This window comes from Exiguobacterium sp. Helios (genome assembly GCF_014524545.1).
Lineage (GTDB): Bacteria > Bacillota > Bacilli > Exiguobacteriales > Exiguobacteriaceae > Exiguobacterium_A.
This window is the reverse complement of the sequence record NZ_CP053557.1, coordinates 1,355,799-1,378,813: the sequence shown is the minus strand read 5'-3', so window position 1 is coordinate 1,378,813 and position 23,015 is coordinate 1,355,799. Positions and strand designations below refer to the sequence as shown.

The following is a 23,015-nucleotide window of genomic DNA, read 5'->3' as shown; positions in this document are numbered from 1 at the left end:
CTTTGACAACCTTTACAGTTTGTCATTGTTGCGCGATTGGTACAACGATTTTGTTTTTCGAAATGACATGAGTCGTCTTCAGTTCATTATTCTCGATCAACCACTCGACATATTCCTGATCTGTCATCGATCCGTCATTATAGACTTCGGCGACCTGTTCGACGGTCGCGTTTTGATCGACTGTGACAGAAGCCGTCAAGAGTTGCTCGACCTTCTCGTCCGGTCGAGGTGTTAAAAGGAAAAGAATGAAAGCCAGGCTGAGCGTATAAAAAACAATGGAAAAGGCATGGGTACGAATCGTATGCATCATGATAAATCCCTCCAGTTAAAAATGTTTTTAGAATAGATGTTCTCGGAACAATTGTTCGCATAACTCATCTTAAACCAAGAACCGGTGTTCGGTCAACACAAAATGTCGAACAATTGTTTGTACGCTCATTTGTTCTATGTTATAGTGATTTTAGAAACATGTATTCCTATAACCTTCAAAAAACCAATCCGGAAAGAGGTGGCAATTCATATGCGGAAAATGTCGAAACGACAACAAGAAATCCTTGACTACATCGTTGCTCAAGTGAAACTGAAAGGGTATCCCCCATCAGTTCGTGAAATCGGTGAGGCTGTTGGTCTTGCTTCAAGCTCAACGGTACACGGTCATTTGGATCGTCTAGAAAAACGCGGACTGATTCGCCGTGACCCAACTAAGCCACGTGCGATTGAGATATTGCTTGATAAAACTGATGAAGATCACGAAGCCATCGTTCATATTCCCGTCATCGGGAAAGTAACGGCTGGTTTTCCAATCACGGCCATCGAAAACATTGAAGAACATTTCCCGCTTCCTGCCCATTACGTCGGGAACGAAAATGTCTTTATGTTGACGATTGATGGTGAGTCGATGATCAACGCAGGTATTCTAGACGGTGACCGGGTCATCGTTCGTCAGCAAAACACAGCAGAGAATGGTGAAATCGTCGTTGCTATGACCGAAGATAGCGAAGCGACTGTCAAACGGTTCTTCTTAGAAGATCAACAAGTACGTCTCCAACCAGAAAATGATTCGATGGACCCGATGTATTTCGATAACGTCTCGATTCTTGGCAAGGTCATCGGCGTATATCGGACGATCCACTAAGCGAGGGACCAGCACAGCTGGTCTTTTTTTATGCCTTCTGGAAATGTACACGATACAGTCAATACCGTTGCTTTAACCGGCTATGTTGCGTATTCGGTCGCAACCCAGCAGACGGATTGGCTTCCAACCGCTGTCGGCATCGCCGTCGGCACCCTTTGGCTTTCACCAGACCTCGACTTGAAGTCCGAACCTTACTACCGGCACGGTCCTTTACGGGTCCTTTGGATGCCTTATGTCAAAATCATGCCCCACCGCTCCATCTGGTCGCACGGTTTGATCATCGGCGATCTCATTCGCCTGATGTACAGCGCCGCTTTTCTGATTCCGCTTTTATTTTTGGCGCTGTACCTGAAAATCATTGAATCGAGTACGGTCGATTCCTGGTTCGCGTCCATGCCTGCTTTCATCATCGGCGTCATGGTTGCCAGTACGATACATATTGTCCTTGATCACTCCAGCAGCTTCTTTCGAACAAAAAAGAAGCGGAAAAAGCGTCGTTGAAAATCCTTCGTTCATTGTAAAAATGAACGAAGGATTTTTTTAGTATCCATTATTCATTTTTTTAAACATAAATTAAGGAAATTTTAATTCAAAGATTTGAATTAATTGTATTGAAAACGTTCTCAATTAGATGTAGGTTTAAATGGAAAGGCCATTATTTGCTTTAATCCAAAGGGAGGGTTTTTGCATGAGTAACTTTACAAGTGAGCTGATTGGAACAATGATTCTGATTTTGCTCGGCGACGGAGTCGTTGCAGGGGTTGTCTTGAGAAAGACGAAATCTGAGAACGGCGGCTGGATTGTCATTACATTCGCTTGGGGTCTCGCCGTCATGACGGGAGCATACATTGCTGCCTCGAGTGGTGCACATCTCAATCCTGCATTGACATTGGCGCTTGCCATGAATTCCGATTTACCGTGGGCAGACGTACCTGTCTATATCGCCGGTCAATTAATCGGAGCATTCATCGGTGCAGTACTCGTTTGGCTTCATTATATGAAACACTTTGAAGCGACTGATGATCAAGCAGCAAAACTGGGTGTGTTCGCAACAGGTCCGGCGATTCGCCATACACCGTCAAACCTGATTTCAGAAATCATCGGGACGTTTGTCTTGGTATTCGGAATCCTGTCATTTGGTCTGACAACATTTGGTGACGGACTGAAACCATTCATCGTCGGTCTTCTTGTCGTCGTCATCGGTCTCTCGCTCGGTGGTACAACAGGATATGCCATCAACCCGGCCCGTGACCTTGGTCCGCGGATTGCACACGCTATCTTACCGATTAAAGGAAAAGGTTCATCTGACTGGGGTTACTCGTGGATTCCAATCGTTGGTCCGATTATCGGTGGTGGAGTAGCCGTCTTGCTGTATCAACTGCTGCAAAACTGATTTTGTTTGACACCTACATCTCAAGGGGGATTTCAGCATGGAAAACAAGTACATCTTAGCACTCGACCAAGGAACAACAAGCTCACGCGCCATTATTTTTGACCACGATGGTCAAATCGTGAACTCTGCGCAACGTGAATTCAAACAATACTTCCCGCAACCGGGCTGGGTCGAGCATGATGCCAATGAAATTTGGGGATCAATCCTCGCTGTCATGGCGGATGCTCTCGGAACGGCTGATATCAAACCGAGCCAAATCGCAAGTATCGGAATTACGAACCAACGTGAGACGACGGTCGTCTGGAACAAAGAAACAGGTAAACCTGTCTATCACGCGCTTGTCTGGCAATCCCGTCAAACATCCGGTATCTGTGATGAGCTGAATGCACAGGGTCTGAACCAAACATTCCGTGATAAAACAGGTCTTCTGATTGACGCCTACTTCTCAGGGACAAAAGTGAAGTGGATTTTGGATAACGTTGAAGGGGCACGGGAACAGGCAGAAAACGGAGAACTTCTATTCGGAACAATCGACACATGGCTCGTTTGGAAGCTGTCTGGTGGAAAAACGCATATCACAGACTATACAAACGCTTCCCGGACATTGATGTACAACATTTACGAACAAAAATGGGATGATGAGTTGCTTGAAATCCTGACAGTTCCAAAATCAATGTTACCGGAAGTCCGTCAATCAAGTGAAGTGTATGACAATACCGTTCCGTATCACTTCTTCGGCTTCGAAATTCCGATTGCCGGAATTGCCGGTGACCAGCAAGCTGCTCTCTTCGGTCAAACATGTTTCGAACCGGGTGAAGGAAAGAACACGTATGGTACAGGTTGCTTCATGCTCATGAACACTGGTGAAAAAGCCGTTTCGTCTGACCACGGTCTACTGACGACAATCGCCTGGGGTGTCGACGGAAAAGTCGAATATGCACTCGAAGGATCAATCTTCGTTGCCGGATCCGCGATTCAGTGGTTGCGTGACGGCTTACGGATGTTGAAAAACGCGAAGGATTCAGAAGGTTATGCGTTAAAAGTCGATTCGACAGAAGGCGTTTACGTCGTTCCTGCCTTCGTCGGACTCGGTGCCCCGTACTGGGATAGTGACGTTCGTGGCGCGATTTTCGGCTTAACACGCGGAACGGAGAAAGAACATTTCGTCCGCGCGACTCTCGAATCCCTTGCTTATCAGACACGTGATGTCTTGACGGCAATGGAAAAAGATTCAGGCATCGAACTAAAAACGTTGCGTGTTGATGGTGGTGCGGTTTCGAATGACTTCTTGATGCAGTTCCAGTCGGATATCTTAGGTGTACCGGTTGACCGTCCGGAAATCAATGAGACAACAGCTCTCGGTGCTGCATATCTTGCTGGTCTCGCAGTCGGTTACTGGAAAGACAAAGCTGAAATCAAAAAACAATGGAAACTCAACCGTCAGTTCAAACCAGAAATGAAAGAAGACGATCGCGAACAGCGTTATGCCGGATGGCAAAAAGCGGTCGAAGCGACAATGGCGTTTAAACCGAACAAAAAAGAAGTCAACGCCTGATTTCTTTACTGGTATTCCCTCGCGGAATACCAGTTTTTTTGTTTTCCCTAAAAAAACAGGTTCGCTTCCTCTTCGGAAACGAACCTGTTAGTCGGATTACCTGTTTTACGAAAATTCTGCTTTGACGCCTGTTACGATATCATCCAGCGTTTTTGATTGACCACTTAAGACCGCTGCCAAAAAAGCGCCCTCTACCAGCGGTGCTTCGACGAACTGAACGTTCCGGTCCCCACTGTATAATTCTAAGGCCAGTTCCGCGTTCATCGTCGCCGATCCGATGTCGGTCAAAATTAAGCCGTCATCGTTCAACTCATTCATCGTCTCTTCAATTCGGGACGCATCGGTCCCGATACTGCCGTCCGCAAGCCCAGCTGCGAGTAACACGGGTGTGTCCGGAGCCATTTCAGCCAATAGTTCCTTTAGTCCGGTCGCAAGCTTTTCACTATGGGAGACTAAAATCAAATTAATCATGACAAGACCTCCCCAATCGAACGTAATAACAGTGAACTTGATAACGCACCGGGATCCTGGACACCGACCGTTGCATCCCCAAAATAAGAAGCCCGTCCTTTTGTCGCCACACGCTCTTTTGTATCTGCCAATGCTTGATCGAGTGCTGCGTTCAAATCACTCTCTTGTTCCAGTGCTTCGTAAAACGGTGTCCAAATATCGACCATCGTTTTTTGTCCAAACTCTGATTTCCCGCGCATTTTAATCCCATCCGTCGCTTCTTTAAACGCCGCTGCCAGTTCCGCCCCTTCAACTTCTCTTTTCCCTTTAAACGCTCCGGCAAATTTAACGAATGCCGTACCGTAGAGCGGACCGGATGCACCTCCAACGGTTTTAATCAAGGTCATTCCGACTTGTTTTGATAAGACACCTAGATCTTCATACTCTTCTTGCGCCTCAAGTTCTTTTTGTACAGCCTGGAAACCGCGCGACAAATTGATGCCGTGGTCGCCGTCACCGATTTCCCGGTCAAGATCCGTCAATTCATCTTTATGGTGTTCGAGATCGGCAGCCGCTTTAAGCAATGCTTTGCGGAATTCTTCAGTCGATAACTTCATCTATCTCACCCTCTTTTAATTAGAATCCGATTGCGTTCGTTTTTGCATCCAAGTAGCCGACCAGTTCATCGTCAACCGGAAGCAGCGTAATTGAGAAACCGTGCATTTCGAGTGATGTCATATAGTTGCCGACGAACGGACGAACAATCTCGTATCCTTTTGCCTGCAATTGTTCCGCGACATATTTATAGGTGATGTACAATTCCGATTCAGGCGTTCCGCCCATTCCGTTGACCATGACCGCTACTTTTTTATCGGTTACTTCCGCTGTCAATCGATCGAGTAATTCCGTCACGATGGCTTCGACGGAGGCAATCGGTTTCCGCTCCAGACCCTTTTCACCGTGAATCCCAATTCCGATTTCCATTTCATCCTCGTGCAAATCAAAACCGGGTTTACCGCTCTCCGGCATATAACATGGGGACAACGCCATTCCGATTGACCGGACGCCGGCAATGACTTTCTCAGCGACTGCTTTGACTTCAGCAAGTGATTTGCCCTCTGCTGCCGCAGCTCCGGCAATCTTGTGGACAAAAATCGTGCCAGCGACTCCGCGGCGGTCTTCTTCTTTTTTGATGGCGATATCATCCCGGACGATGACCGTCTCGACTTCGATGTCTTCGAGTTCGGCCAATTCTTTCGCCATGTCGAAGTTCATGACATCTCCAGAATAGTTTTTGACGACGAGCAGCACCCCTTTCCCACCGTCTGCCGCCTTGATTCCTTCAAGCACCATGTCAGGTGTCGGAGAAGTAAAGACTTCACCACAGACAGCAGCTGCGAGCATACCGTCCCCGATAAATCCGGCATGCGCCGGCTCATGGCCGCTTCCCCCACCGGATACAAGGGCCACTTTCCCGTTCAACGGTTCTTTTCGTTTAATGACATTGACTCCGCCGACTTTTGCATAAAGATCAGGATGTGCTAAAACGAGACCTTCCACCATATCTGAGACAAACCGGTTCGCATCTTGCATTAATTTATCCATCTTGAACGCTCCTTCGTCTAACGAATTTTGCCGTACCACTTACTCTTTACCACAAATCGAGACGACTTATGTCAAGGAAACATATGAAAATATTGACCAGTTCATTTCCAATCCGTTTTGATGATGCTATGCTGATAACACATCATCGCGAGAGGAGTCACCTTCTATGAACGCTTCGTTTCAAGCAGGTATCAAAGCCTGTCTGCCGACCGTCCTCGGTTATCTCGGCATCGGATTTTCTGCCGGCATCGTCGGACGCGCCGCCGGACTCAGTCCGCTTGAAATCGGATTGATGTCCATCTTGATTTATGCCGGCGCTGCTCAATTCATCATTACGAGTCTACTGTTACTAAACAGTCCGTTTTCTGCCATCATCTTGACGACGTTCATCGTCAATTCCCGGCATCTTCTGATGAGTATGACGCTCGCACCGCGTGTTAAAAGCCGGCATTTCTTCGATCGGTTTGGAATCGGCGCTCTCTTGACAGATGAGTCGTTTGCCGTAGCCATGAATACTTCCTTAAAACGGCCGCTTGATGCACCATTCATGCATGGATTGAACATAACCGCTTATCTGAGCTGGATTGCCTCGACAGTCCTCGGAGCACTCGTCGGCAGTTGGTTCCCGGATCCGGAACGATTCGGACTGGATTTTGCTTTAACCGCGATGTTCATCGGGTTATTGTACCTGCAGTTTGAAAGCGAGCGGTCCCGCATCGCTCTAAATGGTCTGTTGCTCGTCCTTGTTTTCCTGTTGTTGTACATATCAATGCGCTATCTGTCACCGGAACTCGCCGTTTTATTCGCGACGATGATAGCTGCCAGTATAGGAGTTGTAATCTCACGATGGAAATCCGCTTAGAACTATTCGTCCTTTTTGCTGCCTGCGGTCTCGTCACGTTGATTCCGCGGATACTGCCGTTTTTGTTGATGCATGGTCTGACGTTACCCCGTCTGCTGACCGATTGGTTGTCGTTTATCCCGGTTTGTTTGTTAAGTGCTTTATTTTTTCAAAACTTACTAGTGGCACGAAACGGAGACTATCCGACACTCTCCCTTCTAAACCTCGCAGCATCCGTTCCGACCGTCCTCGTCGCCGTCAGCAGCAAAAGCCTTTCCTACACTGTCATCACCGGTGTCCTGTCGATGGCGTTGCTTCGTTTGTTTCTGTAAAACTTGTTCACAATAAATCAAAAAGACGAGGAGAGCGGATCCGATGATCCGCTCTCCTCGTCTTTTGATAATTACACGCTTTCGATTAAGCCGATACATCTGCATAGTCCGGCGTCTGCTCGAACTCCCGTTTCGCGAACGGACAGAGCGGCAACAGCTTGACGTTTTCTTCGCGTGCCCACTCGACCATGGCTTTGACCAGTTGTTCGCCGATTTGTTGATTCCGATGATTCGGGTCGACATACGTATGATCAATGATCCACTTGCCGCCTTTTGTGTCACTGTACGTGATTTCCCCGACAACTTGCCCCTCTTGATAGGCTTCAATCTTTTGATCCGCTCGTTTAAATTCCATCATGCTTCCCTCCGTTCATACGATAAGGCGCCGCTCGGACAGCCATCGATGACCCGCATGACATCTTCGGCCGGGGCCCCGTCCGTTTCAATCCATGGACGCTTTTTAACATCAAAGACGGCCGGTAAACTCTTCACACAATGACCGGAATGGATACAGACTTCGGCATCAAAATAAACGGTGATCCCTTTTCCTTCATACGCCTTTTTCATTTAAAACGCCTCCTTACAAAGTAGATTAAGAGTGCAGTCTTGCTGTTTTACATCATATATACATACCCCTTTTTAAGATGATTTGTACTTTCCTATACTTAAAATCTAAAGCTTTATTCAGTCATAGGAGTTGCTCTTGTTTTAAAGAAGATAAATCAACTTCTAACCGCTGTTTGTAAATCCGTCCCTTAGGTAGTTGATCTTTTGATGCATAAAATAATAAGTGAAATTCATTATTTAGGAACTGGACTATGAAGATATCATCAAATTGATCTAAAGTTCTTATATTCAATGAGATGAAACCAGATTTTTGAGCCGTTGTTTTTACACTAATCCGTCTTCCATTACTAATTACATCAAAACCGTGTTGGTTGGTCACATGAGCTAATTTCCCTTTCGTATATATAGCACAAAAAAACTCTCCCAATCGACCTATTAAATGACGCAACTCTGTGGCTTTACAACCAAGAACGTTCATTTCAAATTTCAAAATGTCCATATACTCTTCAAATAGTTGGATTATGTAATTACCTTTAAGAAATTCCTGATTTTCTAATAACTTATTTATAGATAGTTGTTTTTTTCCGTCTGTCCATATCCCTACTACTTGATCATCAGGAGAATTTCGTGTTCGCGCATAAATTAATCCGTTATAATCAGCATTTTCGCCAATATATTTATACATTCCATAATTTAGATATACAAATAAATGCTTATTAAAAGAAATTCCACGGTTTGAACGATTGTAACAATAGTCAGAAAGTATCACACTATCTTTATTTGTTCCATATTTGTGAAACAAGGCTTCTTTCATTTCACTCGGAGTTACAACTTCTTCTTTTTTATGCTTTAACATCTCTTTAAGCTGTTCATAAATAGAAATACGCTTAGTCATTGCAATCCCTCCCTAAAAAAATAAGGCTAAGAAAAGCAATACAAAAGCGTATTGACTATTCTTAGCCTGTTTTTCATTCATTTTTCATCATTTAGATTAGAACAAGACCATGTACTGATCGCGTTCCCATTCCGTGACTTGCGTCCGGAACATATCCCATTCGATTTCTTTAAGTTCAACGAAGTGCTCTGCGATGTGCTCGCCAAGTGCGTGCATGACGACGTCATCCGCTTTCAAGACTTCGAGTGCGTGGCTGAGTGTTGACGGAAGATCGTCAATGCCGTTTGCCACACGTTCCGGTTTGTCCATCACGTAGATGTTACGGTCGATTGGAGCCGGTGCTTTCAAGTTGTTTTTGATTCCGTCAAGACCTGAAGCGAGCAAGGTCGCAAGTGCCAAGTACGGGTTTGCTGCCGGGTCGACTGAACGGACTTCGATTCGTGTCGAGAGACCGCGGGCTGCCGGTACACGTACGAGCGGTGAACGGTTACGCGCTGACCATGCGACGTAGCAAGGTGCTTCATAACCAGGCACAAGACGTTTATACGAGTTAACTGTCGGGTTACAGACAGCTGTGAAGGCACGGGCGTGCTTCAGGATACCGGCTGTGAACGCACGGGCATCATCCGACAATTGCATGTTGCTGTTCGCTTCGTCGAAGAAGACGTTTTCGTTGCCTTTAAAGAGAGACATGTTGGCGTGCATTCCTGAACCGTTGACACCGTAAAGCGGTTTTGGCATGAATGTCGCGTGTAAGTTATGTTTCGCTGCAATCGTCTTAACAACGAGTTTGAACGTTTGGATGTTATCCGCCGTTGTGATCGCGTCAGCGTATTTGAAGTCGATTTCGTGTTGTCCCGGTGCGACTTCATGGTGAGATGCTTCGATTTCAAAGCCCATGTTTTCAAGCTCGATGACGATTTCCTTACGGCAGTTTTCACCGAGATCGACTGGTGCTAAGTCAAAGTAACCGCCTTGGTCATTGAGTTCAAGTGTCGGACGGCCGTTAGCATCCTTCTTGAACAAGAAGAATTCTGGTTCTGGACCAACGTTGAATGAAGTGAAGCCAAGCTCTTCCATTTCTTTAAGTACACGTTTGAGTTGACCACGCGGATCTCCAGCAAACGGTGTGCCATCCGGATTGTAGATGTCACAGATGAGACGTGCGACTTTACCCGTTCCGTCTTCTGTCCATGGGAAGACCACCCATGTGTTGAGGTCTGGGAAGAGATACATATCTGATTCTTCAATGCGGACGAATCCTTCGATTGACGAACCATCGAACATCATTTTGTTATCAAGTGCTTTTTCCAATTGGCTCACTGGAATTTCAACGTTCTTGATCGTACCGAGGATATCTGTGAACTGTAAACGAATAAAACGTACATCCTCAGCTTTAGCGATTTTCATAATGTCTTCTCGTGTAATGTTGCGACGTGTCATGTGACAAATCCCCTCTCCGGCTCTTTTTTATATGGTAACAGGTGCTTACTTGAAAAATCGTCCGAGCTCACCTTGGATGAGTGACGTTTTCCCATGTCGCCCTGCTTCCTGCAATTCATTTTTCAGGAGTTTATACAATTCGCCATCTGATAATTCCGGACGGGCCGTAACGACCTTCTCCGCAACTCGTTCGCGCTTGACAAGATCATTGTCAAAAATCATTTTAATCCCTGCGATATTCAGTCCCTGGTCCAGATATTCCTTGATCGATAACAAGCGATCGACATCGTTGAACGAATAGAGGCGACGTTTCGTCTCTGTCCGCTCCGGCTTGATCAATCCTTGTTCTTCGTAATATCGGATTTGTCGGGCAGATAACGCGGTCAACTCTTGAACGACTCCGATGGGGAATAGTGGCTTGGACTGTCGTGATAAGTCTGCCATTTCGTTCCTCCTTTTTCCTTACCTCATGAGAATAAACCTCTGTGAGGCAAGTTGTCAAGAGATGTAAGGAAAGTTAACATGACTTTCTTACAAGTCAGACGTCCTGCGTAACAGAGGTCTTTTCACATCAAGCTATTTTTTTAAACCTGTTGCGGTTGAATCAATTGTTGTTCCATTAATTGATTGACGGCCGAGACAATCGCGATTCTGACGTGACTGTAAGTCAGTCCGCCCTGGACATAGGCCGTGTACGGTGCCCGGATCGGACCATCTGCCGATAACTCGATCGATGATCCTTGAATGAACGTTCCGGCAGCCATGATGACATCATCTGCATATCCCGGCATATAATCCGGAATCGGCAAGGCTTGCGCATTGACGGGAGACGCCGCTTGAATCGCCTGACAAAAGGCAATCATCGGCTCAGGTGCATGGAAAGAGACCGACTGGATCAAATCCGTCCGTTCTGCTGCATAGTGCGGTGCTGTATCGAATCCGAACTGTTCCATCATGCTCGAGGTGAACATCGCCCCCATCAGTGCCTGACTGACCGTATGCGGGGCCATGAAGAACCCTTGATACATGTCCTGCAGCGAATAAAGCGACGGACCGGCCTCGGCACCGATTCCCGGTGTCGTCATTCGGAACGACGCCCGTTCAATCAAATCGCGGCGTCCGACGAGATAACCGCCTGTCTTCGCGAGACCGCCACCCGGATTCTTGATCAGTGAGCCGGCCATCAAATCCGCTCCGACATGGGTCGGTTCGATCGTTTCAACGAATTCGCCGTAACAGTTGTCGACGAAGACGATAACGTGCGGATGTTGCGCCTTGATGGCTTCAATCGCTTGACCGATTTCTGCGACAGGCAAGCTCCGGCGTGTCGCATACCCTTTTGAACGCTGGATCCCGACGACTTTTGTCTTGTCCGTGATTCGGGCGAGGACAGCATCCAGATCAATCGTCTCTGCCTGTTTCATCTCGACGACGTCATACGTGACACCGAGTTCTTTTAACGAGCCGCGGCCGTCACCGCGGATACCGACGATTTCTTCGAGTGTATCGTACGGTTTACCGGTGATGTACAGCAGTTCGTCTCCCGGTAACAGCAAACCGAACAACGCGATGCCGATCGCGTGGGTCCCGCTGATGATCTGCGCCCGGCAGAGTCCGGCTTCCGCTCCGAAGACCGCTGCGTAAATCCGTTCGAGATTATCGCGGCCCTCATCGTTGTAGCCGTAACCTGTCGACGGCATGAAGTGAAAGTCACTCACTTTATGCTCACGGAAGGCATTCAGGACACGGAACTGATTCTGTTCCGCGACTTGTTGTGCCTTGCGAATACCGGGTGCGATTTTTTCTTCCGCCCGCTCGACGAACGGACGGATTGTTTCATAATGCGTTAACTCTGTAAACATGCTTACACCTCGTATTGTTTCAATGTCGAGTACAGACGTGTATCTTTGCGCAAGTAGCCTTTCAAGGTCACGGAGCCGTCCTCTTCATATTGTTCTGTTAAATTCATCATGACTTCTTTTGCCGGATTGTAATGGGCAAATGCGTTGACCGGAATTCGGATCTCGAGATATTCGAGAATCTCACTGATCGCTTTTTCGATTTCGACGGTCAGGCGTTCGATATCTGCCGGATCGAGTGCCGAAATCAACAGTTTTCCACCTGTGAACAATTTCGTTAACCGGTCTTTTTTATTGAAGACTTCAAGTTGCGGGATATCCCCGGCACCGAGCTCATCGAGAACATCATTGGTCGTCTGCATCTGATTGAGATAATGTTCGCTTGACGCATCGATGACATGAATGATCAGGTCTGCCTCAAGCACTTCTTCGAGTGTCGACCGGAATGCGGCAATTAGTTTCGTCGGCAAATCCTGAATGAATCCGACGGTATCGGTCAGGAGGATCTGTCCACCTTCCGGTAAGTCGAACTGACGCGTCAACGGATCGAGTGTCGCGAATAATTCATTTTTTTCGTACGTGTCGGCATTGGTCAACCGGTTGAAGATGGTGGACTTCCCGGCATTCGTATATCCGACAAGGGCGATTTGGAACGTCTGGTTTTCCTTCCGGCGTTCGCGGTAGCGAGCACGGTGGGCAACCGACGTTTCGAGCTGTTTCTTGATTTCGTCGACACGGCGGCGGATGTGCCGGCGGTCTGTCTCAAGTTTTGATTCACCGGGACCACGAGTCCCGATCCCGCCGCCGAGGCGGGACAATTGTGTTCCTTGTCCGCTTAAGCGCGGCAACAGGTAACTCATCTGGGCGAGTTCGACCTGGAGCTTCCCTTCCCGCGACTGGGCACGGCCGGCGAAGATGTCGAGAATCAACTGGGTCCGGTCGATCAATTTGATCGATTCCGGATCTTCGAGGGCAATCCGGATGTTTTTCATCTGCCCCGGCGTGACTTCGGCATTAAAAATAATCAAATCCGGTTCGAGTTCCTGTGCCAATGCAACCAGTTCCTCAACCTTCCCTTTTCCAATAAACGTGCGGCGGTCGATCGATTGACGTTTTTGATCGAGTCGTCCTACCACGACGGCGTGCGCAGTCGTAACGAGTGCTTCGAGCTCCGCGACCGATTCTTCATAAATATGATCCGGTACACCGGGGAGCTGACAACCGACGACGATAACGCGTTCTGACATAGAATCATTCCTTTCAAAATAACAAACCTTCTGCGTCCCTAATCATACCACACGGACCTGCCGTCTGAACATTTTTGGACAGGAAACATCCGTTCGGTTTATCATAAAGAAAAGTACTTTACACAGGAGGTCCGTGATGGCACGAGAACGACTCGACTATACCTTGCCGGAATTCATCGAACGGTATCTGTTTTTCCTGAGCGCGAGCGGCAGACAGGACTCGACGATCCGACGGTACCGCTACGATTTAATTGAAATTCATCGTTATATGACGGAAGTCGATCAGCCGCTCGAGACGATCGACGATTTCAAGGCGATTCCGCTCGAAACGTGGAAAACGTTCATCAACGACTATCTGATCGAGGAAAAATTGTACCAACAGGCGACGGTCGCCCGGATTGTCACCGTCCTCAATCAGCTGAACTACCAGATTCGTCAGACAAAATCGAAGCTGATCGAGTATGCCCAGCCGACGCATGAGTTGACGCCGCAGCATGTTGCGTCCCTTGCCGAATATGAGCAACTGATCCGGACGAACCGGTCCGACCGGGGTTTGACGGACCATCAGCTCGTTGCGCGGCCGTATCTGATCGACCGCAATGAATTGATTTTACGACTCTTTTACCGGTATGGTCTTCGCGTCCACCATATCATTGGTCTGAAGATGCAGGACTTGAACTTTGCCCAACGGGAGATGACGGTTCATGACCGGCTCGGTAATGCCTACCTGCTTCACCTCGAGCGGGACGATCAGGATCTGATGCTCGCGTATTTAAAGACAATCCCGGAACCGGTTCGTCCGCGGTATCATTCGACCGATCCATTTTTTGTCGCTTTTGATTTCTCACGGATGACGTTCCGCTGGGTCTACAGCAAAAATGCCCCGAAACAATTGTCGATCGTCATGATCACGAAGATGATGCGTCAGTTAAACGAACGGTCGGACAATAAGCGGATCATCACCCCATCGATGTTGCGGAACAGTTTCATTCTCGGAACGTATCTCGAAGAGTTGACGAAAGAGGAACGGTTGACGAAGACCTGTCTGTATAAGGAAGTCTCCCTCCGTCGGTATGCGGAAGCAGTCGACGAACTGAAAGATTTACTGTAACAAAAAAAGGAACAACGCCATGGCGTTGTCCCATCGAGTAGGCGGCCCCCCGGCCGTCTTTTTTTAACGTGTGACTTCTTCCGTTTCCGCCTCTTGTTCATACAGCGTCACATTCCGTGCCGGTGCGAATGTCGAGATGGCATGCTTGTAAATCAATTGTTGTTTGCCTTCTGATTCCAAAATGACGGTGAAGTTATCAAACGACTTGATCAATCCCCGTAACTGATACCCGCTGATTAAAAATACTGTCGTCGGAACTGAATCTTTACGCAATTGATTTAGGAAATAGTCTTGAATGTTGTACGTTGCCTTCATAAGCCCCCGTGCCCCCTCTATTTTTATCTGTTTTTTTTACTTCAGGCTATTCCGATTTAACCGCTTTCAGAAACCCTACTGTTCTATCATAGATAATTTTGAAGTTTTCTTCAAATGAAAGCCTTCCCATTTCAATCCAATTTCCGTCAAATTGATGGCGGAACCATGTTAACTGCCGTTTTGCGAAGCGTCGGGTATTCCGTTTCAATTGCTCAACAGCCGGTTCGAGCGGCGCTCCTTCAAGAACCGGGACGATTTCCTTGTAGCCGATTGCCTGCATCGCTTTGGTTTCTTTATAACCAGCTGCGACTAACTGTCCGACTTCAGGGACGAGCCCTTGATCGAGCATCAGATCGACCCGTTGATCGATCCGCGTGTACAGCTGTTCCCGGTCTTCCATATGTAAGACGAACAACAGACTGTCATACAAACTCGGTTCACTGCCGGACGTCTGCGTTTGTCCGCTCATTGCGACCTCAATTGCCCGGACGACCCGTTGAATATTGTTCGGGTGGATCTCGTCCGCCCGTTTCGCGTCCAGTTGCCGCAGGCGGTCATGAAGAGCTGCAGCTCCTTCCGCTTGTGCAAACTGTTCCAGTTCCTCGCGCAAGACCTTATTTTCTGCCTGAACGGTAAATTGATAATCATACAGGATCGCACGGATATAAAGTCCGGTTCCGCCGACGATGATCGGTAACTTGCCTTTTGCCGCAATCTCATCGATCGCCGTCCGGGCTAACGTCTGAAAACGGGCGACACTCATCTCGTCGTCCGGATCAACCAGATCGAGCAGATGGTGCGGTATCCCGTCCATTTCTTCATGGGTCACCTTCGCGGATCCGATATTCATCTGTTTATAGACCTGAACGGAATCTCCTGAAATGATTTCTCCGTTTAACCGTTTTGCTAATTCAATTCCTGTCTTGGTTTTTCCGACGGCAGTCGGTCCAACGATGACAATGACGGGCTGTTTACTCAATGACATCACCATTCCTAGTTCATACATTTTTGTAGTCAGTGTATCATATCCGGACAAGCGGACGACAGGACAAAAAAACGTCTCCCACTAAGGAAGACGACTCAGTTGCTTCTGTTAGACCCGACGAATAAAGTCGTCATATACTGCACTAAATACACACCATCCGCAAATCACTAAACCGGTCAGCATGATTCCCCAATCTGTCATGTCGGGCACCTCCTCGTTGTCTTTAGATACCTTTTGACAAATCCGGGATTTCGTAAACCCTTTCAAGCAGGTTTGACACCAATTACTGGAATCGCTATGATAAAAGTACGATTGTTACGTAGCGCAGAAGCTGACCTGCATCGGCTTCTTTTAAGAGGGATTCCCCTCTTGATTCCACGCAGATGCCCGACATCTGCAAAAAGTCCCTTTTCCATTACGGAGAAGGGACTTTTTTTCATTCAGGTTAAAATCAGTACATATCTTTTTGCGTAAAGTTCCAAAACGCGACGACCAATGCTCCAATCGTCCAGCAGAGGAGAACGGCGAGCGAGAACGGTAACGTCATCCCTTCGATTGGTGGTGCTTGTCCATCCAGGTAGTTGATTAATCCGAAGTTGACGTTAACGAGATATTTCGAACTCGTCCAACTAGAACCGAGTGTCGTCAACAAGGTACCGGAAATCAGGACAGCCATCATGATGCCGATCCCGGTTGCCGTGTTTTTGACCAATACGGACACCATCAAGGCAATCGTCGCAACGACTGCGGTCACAATCCAGGCAAGGCCAATCGCCATCAACAGATACTCCCACATCGGAATCGTATGCACGAATTCGGTCGAGAACGTTCCGCTCGGTGACGCTTGGAACCCGGTCAGAATCGGTGCGGTCCATCCGTCATATCCGAGGACGATACCGGAAATCGCATAACAGACGGCGGCAGTCAACGCCATCAGCATCGACGTATACAGCAACGTCGTCAGCCATTTCGCCATTAAGATTTTCCAGCGCCTTACGGGACGGGACAGCAACGTCTTAATCGTTCCGTCATTTTGCTCCCCGCTGACGATATCGGCCATGATGACGATGATGAACAGCGGCAGAATCAACGTCAATCCTTGCGAGAAGAAAATCCGGATGAAGGTCGGTGCCCCCGGATAGTTCGGATTGATATCATTATCGAGATAATACTGGTTTTGTTTTAAATCAAACTCCAAAAATTGTCGGAATTCGTCTTGAATACTGCTTGATGCCAAACGGTTTTGTGTGTCGACGATATCCTGTTGCAGTTCGACCCGCCAGTCGAGTGTGCCCTGTTTCTTGATTTGCTCCTGAATATCACGGTACTGGGCATACGTAAACATTGAAACGAGGACGACCAGGATGATCGCAACGACGGCAAAACGTTTTTTCGAAGCAATCTTCATGACTTCGTTTTGAATCAAGCCGAGCATGTTCGGATTACGCAATATGATCTCCTCCTGTCAGTGTGATGAAGAGATCTTCGAGTGTCTGGACTTTACGTTCGATCGTCCACACTTCGACACCCGCTTCGAACAGCTGTTTATTTAAGGATGGTGTCTTGCTGGCATCCATCAATGTATGGACCGTATTGGCATCGACGATTTCCGAGACCTGGACGTCAGGCGACGCCGACAGGATTTCGTTTGCTTTGAACGCATCGTCGACACGCCAGTCGACACCAGGTGCGAGCGACTCGACCAGTTCCTTGACCGTTCCGACCTGGACGATTTTTCCGTAACTCATGATGGCGACACGATCCGCCAGCATTTCGATCTCCGCCAGGATATGACTCGAGACGAGCACGGATAAACCGGTCTCATCAACCAGCTTCCGGATGAATTGTCGTAAATCACGAATTCCCATCGGATCCAGCCCATTCGTCGGTTCATCGAGAATCAGGACATCGGGACGTCCGAGCAGGGCTTGGGCAATCCCGAGACGCTGACGCATCCCGAGCGAATACGTCCGGACTTGATCATCGACCCGTGCTGTCAAATCGACCAGATCAATGACTTCTTGAATCCGGGCATCGTCAACACCTGGCAACATCCGTGAAAACACTTGTAAATTTTCACGTCCCGTCAAATATTTATACAGCTCGGGATTTTCAACGATCGAGCCGATTCGTTGCATCGCTTGGACAAACTGTTTCCGGACATCAAAGTCGCAGACCGTAATTTTACCGGATGTCGGTTTAATTAACCCGACAAGCATCCGGATCGTCGTCGTTTTCCCGGCACCGTTCGGGCCGAGGAATCCGAATACTTCACCGGGGAAGATTTCAAATGAAATATTGTCGATGATTGTCTTTTTTCCAATGACTTTTGTGACTGATTCTAATTTTACAGTTGGTTTCACGTCTCTCACCTCTTAGTATCCATTCTAGCGGAATAATGAATGATTTACCTTATCGGAACACTTCAAAACCGCACATTCCAAAAAGGTTTGCTACAATCATAGTAACAGCAAAAGGAGGAACGGTTCATGAAACGATATCTTTGGCCACTTTTTTTAGTAGTTTCTCTAATTTTAACGGCAGTCTTCGGGTACGGTTTCGCCAGTGCCTATAACGATGTCGTCAATCCACCGAAACGGGCCGTCTTGACGCCGACAAAGGAAGAACCCGTCAAAAAAGGCGGGACGTATGTCGCGCTCGGTGATTCATTGACGCGTGGTGTCGGTGCCTCAAACGGAAACAGTTATGCAGCCATCGTTGGTCGCGACCTTGTCAAAAACGACCGCGTCGAACGTTTCCAAAATCTTGCCGTCAGCGGTGCACGGACGGAAAATCTCTTAAAACAATTGGAACAAAAAGAAGTCCGTCGTACGTTGTCCCAAGCAAAAGTCATTTCCGTGACGATTGGCGGAAACGATTTGTTTAACCGTGGCGAAGGTGTCGCAAACTTTAATGCAAAAAAAACGGCCGCCACGATTGAAAAGGCTCAAGACAATCTGGCAAAAACGTTCCGCATTTTACGTGAAGAAAATCCGGATGCCGTCATTTTCTATGTCGGACTCTATAATCCGTTCCGCGCCAGCGAAAACGGAGAAGCATTTGACGCAATCGTTCAAGAGTGGAACGCTAAATCCCGGACACTTGGTCTAAAACATGATATCGAAATCATCGATACGTTTAACCTCGTCCGTGACGTCAAACGTGATCTTTCAAGCGACCAGTTCCACCCGAACGACTCGACATACGAAGACATTGCGAATGCAGCCATCCTCGCCGTCGAAAAACGGTTTTAATGGAACAACAAAAAAGGGTTACCCGGTGCGATTCAACTGCTCCCGGTAACCCTTTTGTCTCTTCATTTTAAGCGTTTAGCAAAAGCAATCAAGACCCACTGTAACGGCAAACGGCCCCATAATCCCCAAGCCGGCAATGTTTTCCCGTTAATCGGTTTCGGATTGACCGCCATGTTGATATTTGCCGGTAAAACGGCATATAAAAACGCCGGTAACGTCTTCCGGACGAGATCAACGCCACGTCCGGACAGCAACATCAAACCGTACAGAATTTCGATGACCCCCGTCACCTGGACGAAAAAACGTTTGAACGGGATGAAAGCGGGCATAATCTTAACAAATCCCTTTTCATTCCGGAAATGACCGATTCCGGCGAACAATAAACCGGCACCATATAAAATACGCAGTACATACTTCATCTGAATCTCTCCCTTTGCGACTAAGTCGGTTGCTTAAGTACGAAACACACTCAGTGTACCGAACTGACCGGCTCGACTCAACTGTTTGAGATTGTTGTCGAATTATGGGGAATGATGAGGCATTTTGGAAAAACCACCGTAATTTCATTCCGTTCGGTGAAATCTGATACATTAATCTTAGAAAAAACACCACATGAAGGGATGGATTTCGATGGCAGGAAAAACAAGACAACTCTTACCAGGACTTACCGGAGGCATCATCGGTGCTGTACTTACCGCGACGGTCGCCTTTCCGATTTTAATGGACCAAGAACAGCAAGTCGCCGATACACCACTCTCAAACGGCATGCCAAAACAAGTTTCGACGACAACAAGCGATCCGGTGACGAACGCTGTAGCGACAGCGCAAAAAGCCGTCGTTACGGTCACGAACTATCAGGCGGGTAATGCGATGAGTCAGGAAGAAGCAGCCGCAGGTTCCGGCTCAGGTGTCATCTATAAAAAAGCAGACGGCAAAGCCTACATCATTACGAATCACCATGTCGTCGACGGTGCGTCCAAACTCGAAGTCACGTTAAACAACGGAAAAACACTCAGTTCCAAATTATTGGGTAGTGACGAAACATATGATTTAGCCGTGTTGGAAGTCAACGCCAGTGACGTCCCGTCCGTCATCACCCTCGGAAAATCGGCTGACTTAAAAGCCGGTCAAACCGTCCTTGCGATCGGGAATCCGCTCGGTGAGTTCCAAAACTCCGTCACCCGCGGAATCGTGAGCTCAAACGACCGGACCGTTCCCGTCGATACGAACAAGGATGGACAGGATGATTTCAATACGACGGTCATCCAGACCGACGCCGCTATCAATCCGGGGAACTCCGGTGGTGCCCTGATCAATGAACAGGGGCAACTGGTCGGAATCAACTCGATGAAGATTGCCGAGACCGGTGTCGAAGGAGTCGGTTTCAGCATCCCGATTGATGACGCTCTGCCGATTTTGAAACAGCTCGAAACAAACGGTGAAGTGAAACACCCGACGCTGGGTGTGTCCCTGCAGGACGTCTCGGCTTTCCCGGCCGGCTATCTGCTTGATCAAGTTAAATTACCGGAGTCCCAAAAAACAGGTGTCGTCATCATGTCGGTTGAACCGAACAGCCCTGCTGCTTCCGCTAAATTAAAAACCGGAGACGTCATCACGAAAATCAACAAGGAAGAGATTAAAAGTTTTGTTGATATCAAGACGGCACTCATCAAATCTGACGGTAACGTCACCTTGACCATCATCCGTGACGGCAAACAAATGACAGTGTCGACGCAAACGACAACGACGGATCAACTGTAAAGAACTGACAAGATACGTTTCAACACCCTCCCATATCGGGTATTGTTTTATAACAATATCGATTGGGAGGCTTTTTTTATGTATGATTTGATTGGCGTAGGTATCGGACCGATGAATTTAGGCTTAAGTGCCCTGGCTCATCCGACACCTTTACGGACATTATTTTTTGATGAAAGCGAACAATTTTCCTGGCATCCCGGGATGATGATTAAGGATTCAATGATGCAGACGAGCTTCATTTCCGATCTCGTCACACTGGCTGATCCGACCAGTCCTTTTACGTATCTCAACTACTTACGATCCATCAACCGGTTGCATACGTTTTATTTTTATGAAAAACTACTTATTTCCCGACAAGAATATAATGCGTACTTGAAATGGGTTTCAACGCAGCTCGATGATTTACATTTTTCGACCCGTGTCATCGACATCCAGGATACAGGGGACAGTTACGAAGTATTGGTGGAAGAAGTCGCCACCGGGAAACGGACGACTTATGAAACACGCAACGTCGTGCTTGGAACCGGTTCAAAACCGTCGATTCCGGAGAGCTTCGATAAAGGTGTCATTCATAACACCCAATACGTCATGGAAAAAGAGACCATCCTGCAACAGGATAAAGTAAGTATCGTCGGTTCCGGTCAAAGTGCCGCCGAAATCTTCCTTGATCTGTTAACGAGTGACCGGAAAAAGACATTCGAACTCGAATGGATTTCCCGCTCGACGATTTTTGAAACGCTCGAAACCGGTAAACTGGGTGAAGAAATCTTCTCTCCGAGTTACGTCCGTTATTTCAACAGTCTGCCGTTAGCTGTCAGACAAGAAGCCGTCACAAAATTCGCTCGGTCGCAAAACGGGATTAGCCCGGAAACGTTGCAAGCTATCTATGAACATTTGTATGATCTATCAAATGAAGAACAGAATCGCGTAAAGATCCGTGCCAATCTGGAAGTCGATCAGATTTCGTACGAGAACGACTTTACCATCACGATGCGGCATACTGAACTGAATGACCAACGGACTTCAACAACCGGTGCCGTCGTCGCTGCGACCGGCTTCGTCCCGTCTCTCCCCCGCTTCATCAACCGACTCGAGATCGAGTTTGAAGGGGAACAAGCGTGGAAGGTCGATGCCAACTACCGGATCAGCCGAAGCGTTTCGGCGAATCATCACTTGTATGCGACAACGAACCTCGAACTGTCACACGGTCCGGCAGCCGATAACCTCGGCATGTCCGTTTCGCGCAATCAACTCATCTTAAATGATGTCGCCGGCAAAGAATTGTATCCGGTGGAACAACATGCCACCTTCACGACGTTTGATTAATCAGCAGACACACCAAAGGATCCTCGGTTGATTTTCCGAGGATCCTTTTGGGCTGTTATTTTCATGGTTTTTTCGTCAGTTCCAGCGTCGCTAAAATCAGTAAGGCCGATTGCAGACGACTTTTGCCGCTTTTCGCGAGCAACAGATGAAACGCAATCAACCAGTTGACCTCATCTGAAAAGCGATTGCGGGACCGCTCCCGGTCGACGACACGCGTCACATAAATCATATCAACCCGTTCGGTCGTCTCAAGTAACGCCAGTAACGGAAAAATCCGATCCCAAATCCGGAGCTCCCGTTCTTCCATCATTTCGCACCAGACCTGAATCCGTTTTTTTTGACTGTCAATTGCGTCGGATGCAGCTAAAATCTGAGCTGTCATCAAACGTTCGCTTGAAGGGTTCATCCATCGCTCCAGCCATTTTTCGGCCTGTTCGACGGTTTCAACGAAAGAGTCAGGTAATTGCCCTGTCTCCATCAGTGTCGAAGTCACCACATATTGTTTTGCCAGATTGAGGACGGGACGTGTCTGTCGCAGTTGTTCCACGATCGGAAAGGCGTCGATTCCCTGCTCACGGTTTAAGACTTCACCAAGTGCAAAGAACGGTCGGACTGCCTTTTCTTTAATGAAGCGTCGTTTGATGTGTCGCTCCGCCTCGATGACCCGTTCTAGCAATCGCTCCGATTCAGGACTGTTTAACTGGATATGTGAGATCAAGAGCGGCGTGTACCGGCTGCGTAAGGCTGAAAACCGGGTCGTCTTTTGTTTGACGATCTGCATCATCCGATCAAACGCGGTTTTGTCAAAGACTGTATCATGAATCGTATAAGATAAGGCAAAAAAACGGTGGAAATCATGTGAAGATTCCCCGTGTAACGTCGAATAGGTCTCATCATAGTTTTCGCAAAACAAACCATACATCTTCCCATCCTCCCTTCCC

Annotated in this window: 27 protein-coding genes; 10 read left to right on the top strand and 17 right to left on the bottom strand. The window is 47.7% G+C overall.

Translation table 11 applies throughout. The features are described from left to right. Positions 1-22: 22 nt before the first annotated feature. Positions 23-310 carry a cell division suppressor protein YneA gene (locus tag HNY42_RS07040; protein WP_026833384.1) on the bottom strand — a complete coding sequence of 96 codons (288 nt, stop codon included), beginning with the start codon at positions 308-310 and terminating at the stop codon, positions 23-25. Positions 311-520: 210 nt separating this feature from the next. Here HNY42_RS07040 and lexA point away from each other — a divergent pair, with 210 nt between their 5' ends. The 4 genes from lexA to glpK all read left to right on the top strand — a co-directional run bounded on the left by lexA (position 521) and on the right by glpK (position 4,083). Continuing rightward, the gene (gene lexA, locus HNY42_RS07035) at positions 521-1,135 is read left to right on the top strand and encodes a transcriptional repressor LexA (RefSeq protein WP_114596183.1); all 615 of its coding nucleotides are present in this window, start codon (positions 521-523) and stop codon (positions 1,133-1,135) included. A gap of 30 nt (positions 1,136-1,165) precedes the next feature. Further along, positions 1,166-1,636: a metal-binding protein gene (locus HNY42_RS07030; RefSeq protein WP_114596184.1), complete on the top strand. Its 471-nt coding sequence runs from the start codon at positions 1,166-1,168 to the stop codon at positions 1,634-1,636. Between the two features lie 187 nt (positions 1,637-1,823). Continuing rightward, positions 1,824-2,528: an MIP/aquaporin family protein gene (locus HNY42_RS07025; protein WP_131502972.1), complete on the top strand. Its 705-nt coding sequence runs from the start codon at positions 1,824-1,826 to the stop codon at positions 2,526-2,528. A gap of 37 nt (positions 2,529-2,565) precedes the next feature. Further along, on the top strand, positions 2,566-4,083 hold the full coding sequence (glpK, locus tag HNY42_RS07020; RefSeq protein ID WP_131502973.1) for a glycerol kinase GlpK: 1,518 nt from the start codon (positions 2,566-2,568) through the stop codon (positions 4,081-4,083). Positions 4,084-4,188: 105 nt separating this feature from the next. On the opposite strand, the gene dhaM is transcribed toward glpK, so the two are convergent. The 3 genes from dhaM to dhaK are packed head-to-tail and all read right to left on the bottom strand — an operon-like array spanning position 4,189 to position 6,138. Beyond that, on the bottom strand, positions 4,189-4,554 hold the full coding sequence (gene dhaM, locus HNY42_RS07015) for a dihydroxyacetone kinase phosphoryl donor subunit DhaM (RefSeq protein ID WP_131502974.1): 366 nt from the start codon (positions 4,552-4,554) through the stop codon (positions 4,189-4,191). After that, entirely contained in the window at positions 4,551-5,150 is a 600-nt protein-coding gene (dhaL, locus tag HNY42_RS07010; protein WP_188005319.1) for a dihydroxyacetone kinase subunit DhaL, read from the bottom strand. Before dhaL ends, dhaM begins: the two co-directional genes overlap by 4 nt. A 19-nt stretch (positions 5,151-5,169) precedes the next feature. Continuing rightward, complete coding sequence (dhaK, locus tag HNY42_RS07005) at positions 5,170-6,138, bottom strand: dihydroxyacetone kinase subunit DhaK (protein ID WP_188005318.1); 969 nt, start codon at positions 6,136-6,138, stop codon at positions 5,170-5,172. A gap of 166 nt (positions 6,139-6,304) precedes the next feature. On the opposite strand from dhaK, the gene HNY42_RS07000 reads away from it, so the two are divergent. Next, positions 6,305-7,000: an AzlC family ABC transporter permease gene (locus HNY42_RS07000; protein WP_131502977.1), complete on the top strand. Its 696-nt coding sequence runs from the start codon at positions 6,305-6,307 to the stop codon at positions 6,998-7,000. Beyond that, on the top strand, positions 6,985-7,311 hold the full coding sequence (locus HNY42_RS06995; protein ID WP_188005317.1) for an AzlD domain-containing protein: 327 nt from the start codon (positions 6,985-6,987) through the stop codon (positions 7,309-7,311). The genes HNY42_RS07000 and HNY42_RS06995 overlap by 16 nt, the downstream gene beginning before the upstream one ends. An 85-nt stretch (positions 7,312-7,396) precedes the next feature. Here the strand turns inward: HNY42_RS06995 and HNY42_RS06990 are convergent, their stop codons facing one another. From HNY42_RS06990 to hflX, 7 genes are all read right to left on the bottom strand, one after another. After that, positions 7,397-7,666, bottom strand: coding sequence for a GNAT family N-acetyltransferase (locus HNY42_RS06990; RefSeq protein WP_188005316.1), 270 nt, complete (start codon positions 7,664-7,666; stop codon positions 7,397-7,399). Then, the gene (locus HNY42_RS06985) at positions 7,666-7,878 is read right to left on the bottom strand and encodes a (4Fe-4S)-binding protein (protein ID WP_131973105.1); all 213 of its coding nucleotides are present in this window, start codon (positions 7,876-7,878) and stop codon (positions 7,666-7,668) included. The genes HNY42_RS06990 and HNY42_RS06985 overlap by 1 nt, the downstream gene beginning before the upstream one ends. Positions 7,879-7,999: 121 nt before the next feature. Continuing rightward, positions 8,000-8,761, bottom strand: a complete 762-nt coding sequence (locus tag HNY42_RS06980) for a DUF7225 domain-containing protein (RefSeq protein WP_188005422.1) — start codon at positions 8,759-8,761, stop codon at positions 8,000-8,002. Positions 8,762-8,869: 108 nt separating this feature from the next. Next, entirely contained in the window at positions 8,870-10,216 is a 1,347-nt protein-coding gene (gene glnA, locus HNY42_RS06975) for a type I glutamate--ammonia ligase (RefSeq protein WP_114596190.1), read from the bottom strand. A gap of 45 nt (positions 10,217-10,261) precedes the next feature. Next, complete coding sequence (locus HNY42_RS06970) at positions 10,262-10,660, bottom strand: MerR family transcriptional regulator (RefSeq protein WP_012369985.1); 399 nt, start codon at positions 10,658-10,660, stop codon at positions 10,262-10,264. Positions 10,661-10,800: 140 nt separating this feature from the next. Continuing rightward, on the bottom strand, positions 10,801-12,078 hold the full coding sequence (locus tag HNY42_RS06965; protein ID WP_131502983.1) for a methionine gamma-lyase family protein: 1,278 nt from the start codon (positions 12,076-12,078) through the stop codon (positions 10,801-10,803). Between the two features lie 2 nt (positions 12,079-12,080). Then, positions 12,081-13,322: a GTPase HflX gene (gene hflX, locus HNY42_RS06960; protein WP_188005315.1), complete on the bottom strand. Its 1,242-nt coding sequence runs from the start codon at positions 13,320-13,322 to the stop codon at positions 12,081-12,083. A gap of 136 nt (positions 13,323-13,458) precedes the next feature. Between hflX and HNY42_RS06955 the strand changes: the two genes are divergently transcribed. Then, complete coding sequence (locus tag HNY42_RS06955; protein ID WP_114596192.1) at positions 13,459-14,433, top strand: tyrosine-type recombinase/integrase; 975 nt, start codon at positions 13,459-13,461, stop codon at positions 14,431-14,433. A 63-nt stretch (positions 14,434-14,496) separates the two neighbouring features. Here the strand turns inward: HNY42_RS06955 and hfq are convergent, their stop codons facing one another. From hfq to HNY42_RS06935, 4 genes are all read right to left on the bottom strand, one after another. Further along, positions 14,497-14,748 carry an RNA chaperone Hfq gene (gene hfq / locus HNY42_RS06950; protein ID WP_114596193.1) on the bottom strand — a complete coding sequence of 84 codons (252 nt, stop codon included), beginning with the start codon at positions 14,746-14,748 and terminating at the stop codon, positions 14,497-14,499. Positions 14,749-14,794: 46 nt separating this feature from the next. Then, entirely contained in the window at positions 14,795-15,733 is a 939-nt protein-coding gene (miaA, locus tag HNY42_RS06945) for a tRNA (adenosine(37)-N6)-dimethylallyltransferase MiaA (RefSeq protein ID WP_131502985.1), read from the bottom strand. A 451-nt stretch (positions 15,734-16,184) separates the two neighbouring features. Next, positions 16,185-17,183 carry an ABC transporter permease gene (locus HNY42_RS06940; RefSeq protein WP_131502986.1) on the bottom strand — a complete coding sequence of 333 codons (999 nt, stop codon included), beginning with the start codon at positions 17,181-17,183 and terminating at the stop codon, positions 16,185-16,187. Continuing rightward, positions 17,176-18,096, bottom strand: a complete 921-nt coding sequence (locus HNY42_RS06935) for an ABC transporter ATP-binding protein (protein WP_131502987.1) — start codon at positions 18,094-18,096, stop codon at positions 17,176-17,178. Before HNY42_RS06935 ends, HNY42_RS06940 begins: the two co-directional genes overlap by 8 nt. A 126-nt stretch (positions 18,097-18,222) precedes the next feature. Here HNY42_RS06935 and HNY42_RS06930 point away from each other — a divergent pair, with 126 nt between their 5' ends. Continuing rightward, on the top strand, positions 18,223-18,987 hold the full coding sequence (locus HNY42_RS06930; RefSeq protein WP_131502988.1) for an SGNH/GDSL hydrolase family protein: 765 nt from the start codon (positions 18,223-18,225) through the stop codon (positions 18,985-18,987). Positions 18,988-19,049: 62 nt separating this feature from the next. Here HNY42_RS06930 and HNY42_RS06925 read toward each other — a convergent pair whose 3' ends face one another. Continuing rightward, positions 19,050-19,406: a DoxX family protein gene (locus tag HNY42_RS06925; protein WP_188005314.1), complete on the bottom strand. Its 357-nt coding sequence runs from the start codon at positions 19,404-19,406 to the stop codon at positions 19,050-19,052. A gap of 193 nt (positions 19,407-19,599) precedes the next feature. On the opposite strand from HNY42_RS06925, the gene HNY42_RS06920 reads away from it, so the two are divergent. Both HNY42_RS06920 and HNY42_RS06915 read left to right on the top strand, forming a co-directional pair. Next, entirely contained in the window at positions 19,600-20,748 is a 1,149-nt protein-coding gene (locus tag HNY42_RS06920) for a S1C family serine protease (protein ID WP_255508430.1), read from the top strand. A 78-nt stretch (positions 20,749-20,826) separates the two neighbouring features. After that, on the top strand, positions 20,827-22,074 hold the full coding sequence (locus HNY42_RS06915) for a lysine N(6)-hydroxylase/L-ornithine N(5)-oxygenase family protein (protein ID WP_188005313.1): 1,248 nt from the start codon (positions 20,827-20,829) through the stop codon (positions 22,072-22,074). A 61-nt stretch (positions 22,075-22,135) separates the two neighbouring features. On the opposite strand, the gene HNY42_RS06910 is transcribed toward HNY42_RS06915, so the two are convergent. Continuing rightward, on the bottom strand, positions 22,136-22,996 hold the full coding sequence (locus HNY42_RS06910) for a DUF4003 family protein (protein ID WP_188005312.1): 861 nt from the start codon (positions 22,994-22,996) through the stop codon (positions 22,136-22,138). Positions 22,997-23,015: the final 19 nt, after the last annotated feature.

Bases quoted from the DNA above. Each gene is read 5' to 3' on its own strand.
- HNY42_RS07040 (WP_026833384.1), bottom strand. From the start codon at position 310: ATGATGCATACGATTCGTACCCATGCCTTTTCCATTGTTTTTTATACG.
- lexA (WP_114596183.1), top strand. From the start codon at position 521: ATGCGGAAAATGTCGAAACGACAACAAGAAATCCTTGACTACATCGTT.
- HNY42_RS07030 (WP_114596184.1), top strand. From the start codon at position 1,166: ATGCCTTCTGGAAATGTACACGATACAGTCAATACCGTTGCTTTAACC.
- HNY42_RS07025 (WP_131502972.1), top strand. From the start codon at position 1,824: ATGAGTAACTTTACAAGTGAGCTGATTGGAACAATGATTCTGATTTTG.
- glpK (WP_131502973.1), top strand. From the start codon at position 2,566: ATGGAAAACAAGTACATCTTAGCACTCGACCAAGGAACAACAAGCTCA.
- dhaM (WP_131502974.1), bottom strand. From the start codon at position 4,554: ATGATTAATTTGATTTTAGTCTCCCATAGTGAAAAGCTTGCGACCGGA.
- dhaL (WP_188005319.1), bottom strand. From the start codon at position 5,150: ATGAAGTTATCGACTGAAGAATTCCGCAAAGCATTGCTTAAAGCGGCT.
- dhaK (WP_188005318.1), bottom strand. From the start codon at position 6,138: ATGGATAAATTAATGCAAGATGCGAACCGGTTTGTCTCAGATATGGTG.
- HNY42_RS07000 (WP_131502977.1), top strand. From the start codon at position 6,305: ATGAACGCTTCGTTTCAAGCAGGTATCAAAGCCTGTCTGCCGACCGTC.
- HNY42_RS06995 (WP_188005317.1), top strand. From the start codon at position 6,985: ATGGAAATCCGCTTAGAACTATTCGTCCTTTTTGCTGCCTGCGGTCTC.
- HNY42_RS06990 (WP_188005316.1), bottom strand. From the start codon at position 7,666: ATGGAATTTAAACGAGCGGATCAAAAGATTGAAGCCTATCAAGAGGGG.
- HNY42_RS06985 (WP_131973105.1), bottom strand. From the start codon at position 7,878: ATGAAAAAGGCGTATGAAGGAAAAGGGATCACCGTTTATTTTGATGCC.
- glnA (WP_114596190.1), bottom strand. From the start codon at position 10,216: ATGACACGTCGCAACATTACACGAGAAGACATTATGAAAATCGCTAAA.
- HNY42_RS06970 (WP_012369985.1), bottom strand. From the start codon at position 10,660: ATGGCAGACTTATCACGACAGTCCAAGCCACTATTCCCCATCGGAGTC.
- HNY42_RS06965 (WP_131502983.1), bottom strand. From the start codon at position 12,078: ATGTTTACAGAGTTAACGCATTATGAAACAATCCGTCCGTTCGTCGAG.
- hflX (WP_188005315.1), bottom strand. From the start codon at position 13,322: ATGTCAGAACGCGTTATCGTCGTCGGTTGTCAGCTCCCCGGTGTACCG.
- HNY42_RS06955 (WP_114596192.1), top strand. From the start codon at position 13,459: ATGGCACGAGAACGACTCGACTATACCTTGCCGGAATTCATCGAACGG.
- hfq (WP_114596193.1), bottom strand. From the start codon at position 14,748: ATGAAGGCAACGTACAACATTCAAGACTATTTCCTAAATCAATTGCGT.
- miaA (WP_131502985.1), bottom strand. From the start codon at position 15,733: ATGTCATTGAGTAAACAGCCCGTCATTGTCATCGTTGGACCGACTGCC.
- HNY42_RS06930 (WP_131502988.1), top strand. From the start codon at position 18,223: ATGAAACGATATCTTTGGCCACTTTTTTTAGTAGTTTCTCTAATTTTA.
- HNY42_RS06925 (WP_188005314.1), bottom strand. From the start codon at position 19,406: ATGAAGTATGTACTGCGTATTTTATATGGTGCCGGTTTATTGTTCGCC.
- HNY42_RS06920 (WP_255508430.1), top strand. From the start codon at position 19,600: ATGAAGGGATGGATTTCGATGGCAGGAAAAACAAGACAACTCTTACCA.
- HNY42_RS06915 (WP_188005313.1), top strand. From the start codon at position 20,827: ATGTATGATTTGATTGGCGTAGGTATCGGACCGATGAATTTAGGCTTA.
- HNY42_RS06910 (WP_188005312.1), bottom strand. From the start codon at position 22,996: ATGTATGGTTTGTTTTGCGAAAACTATGATGAGACCTATTCGACGTTA.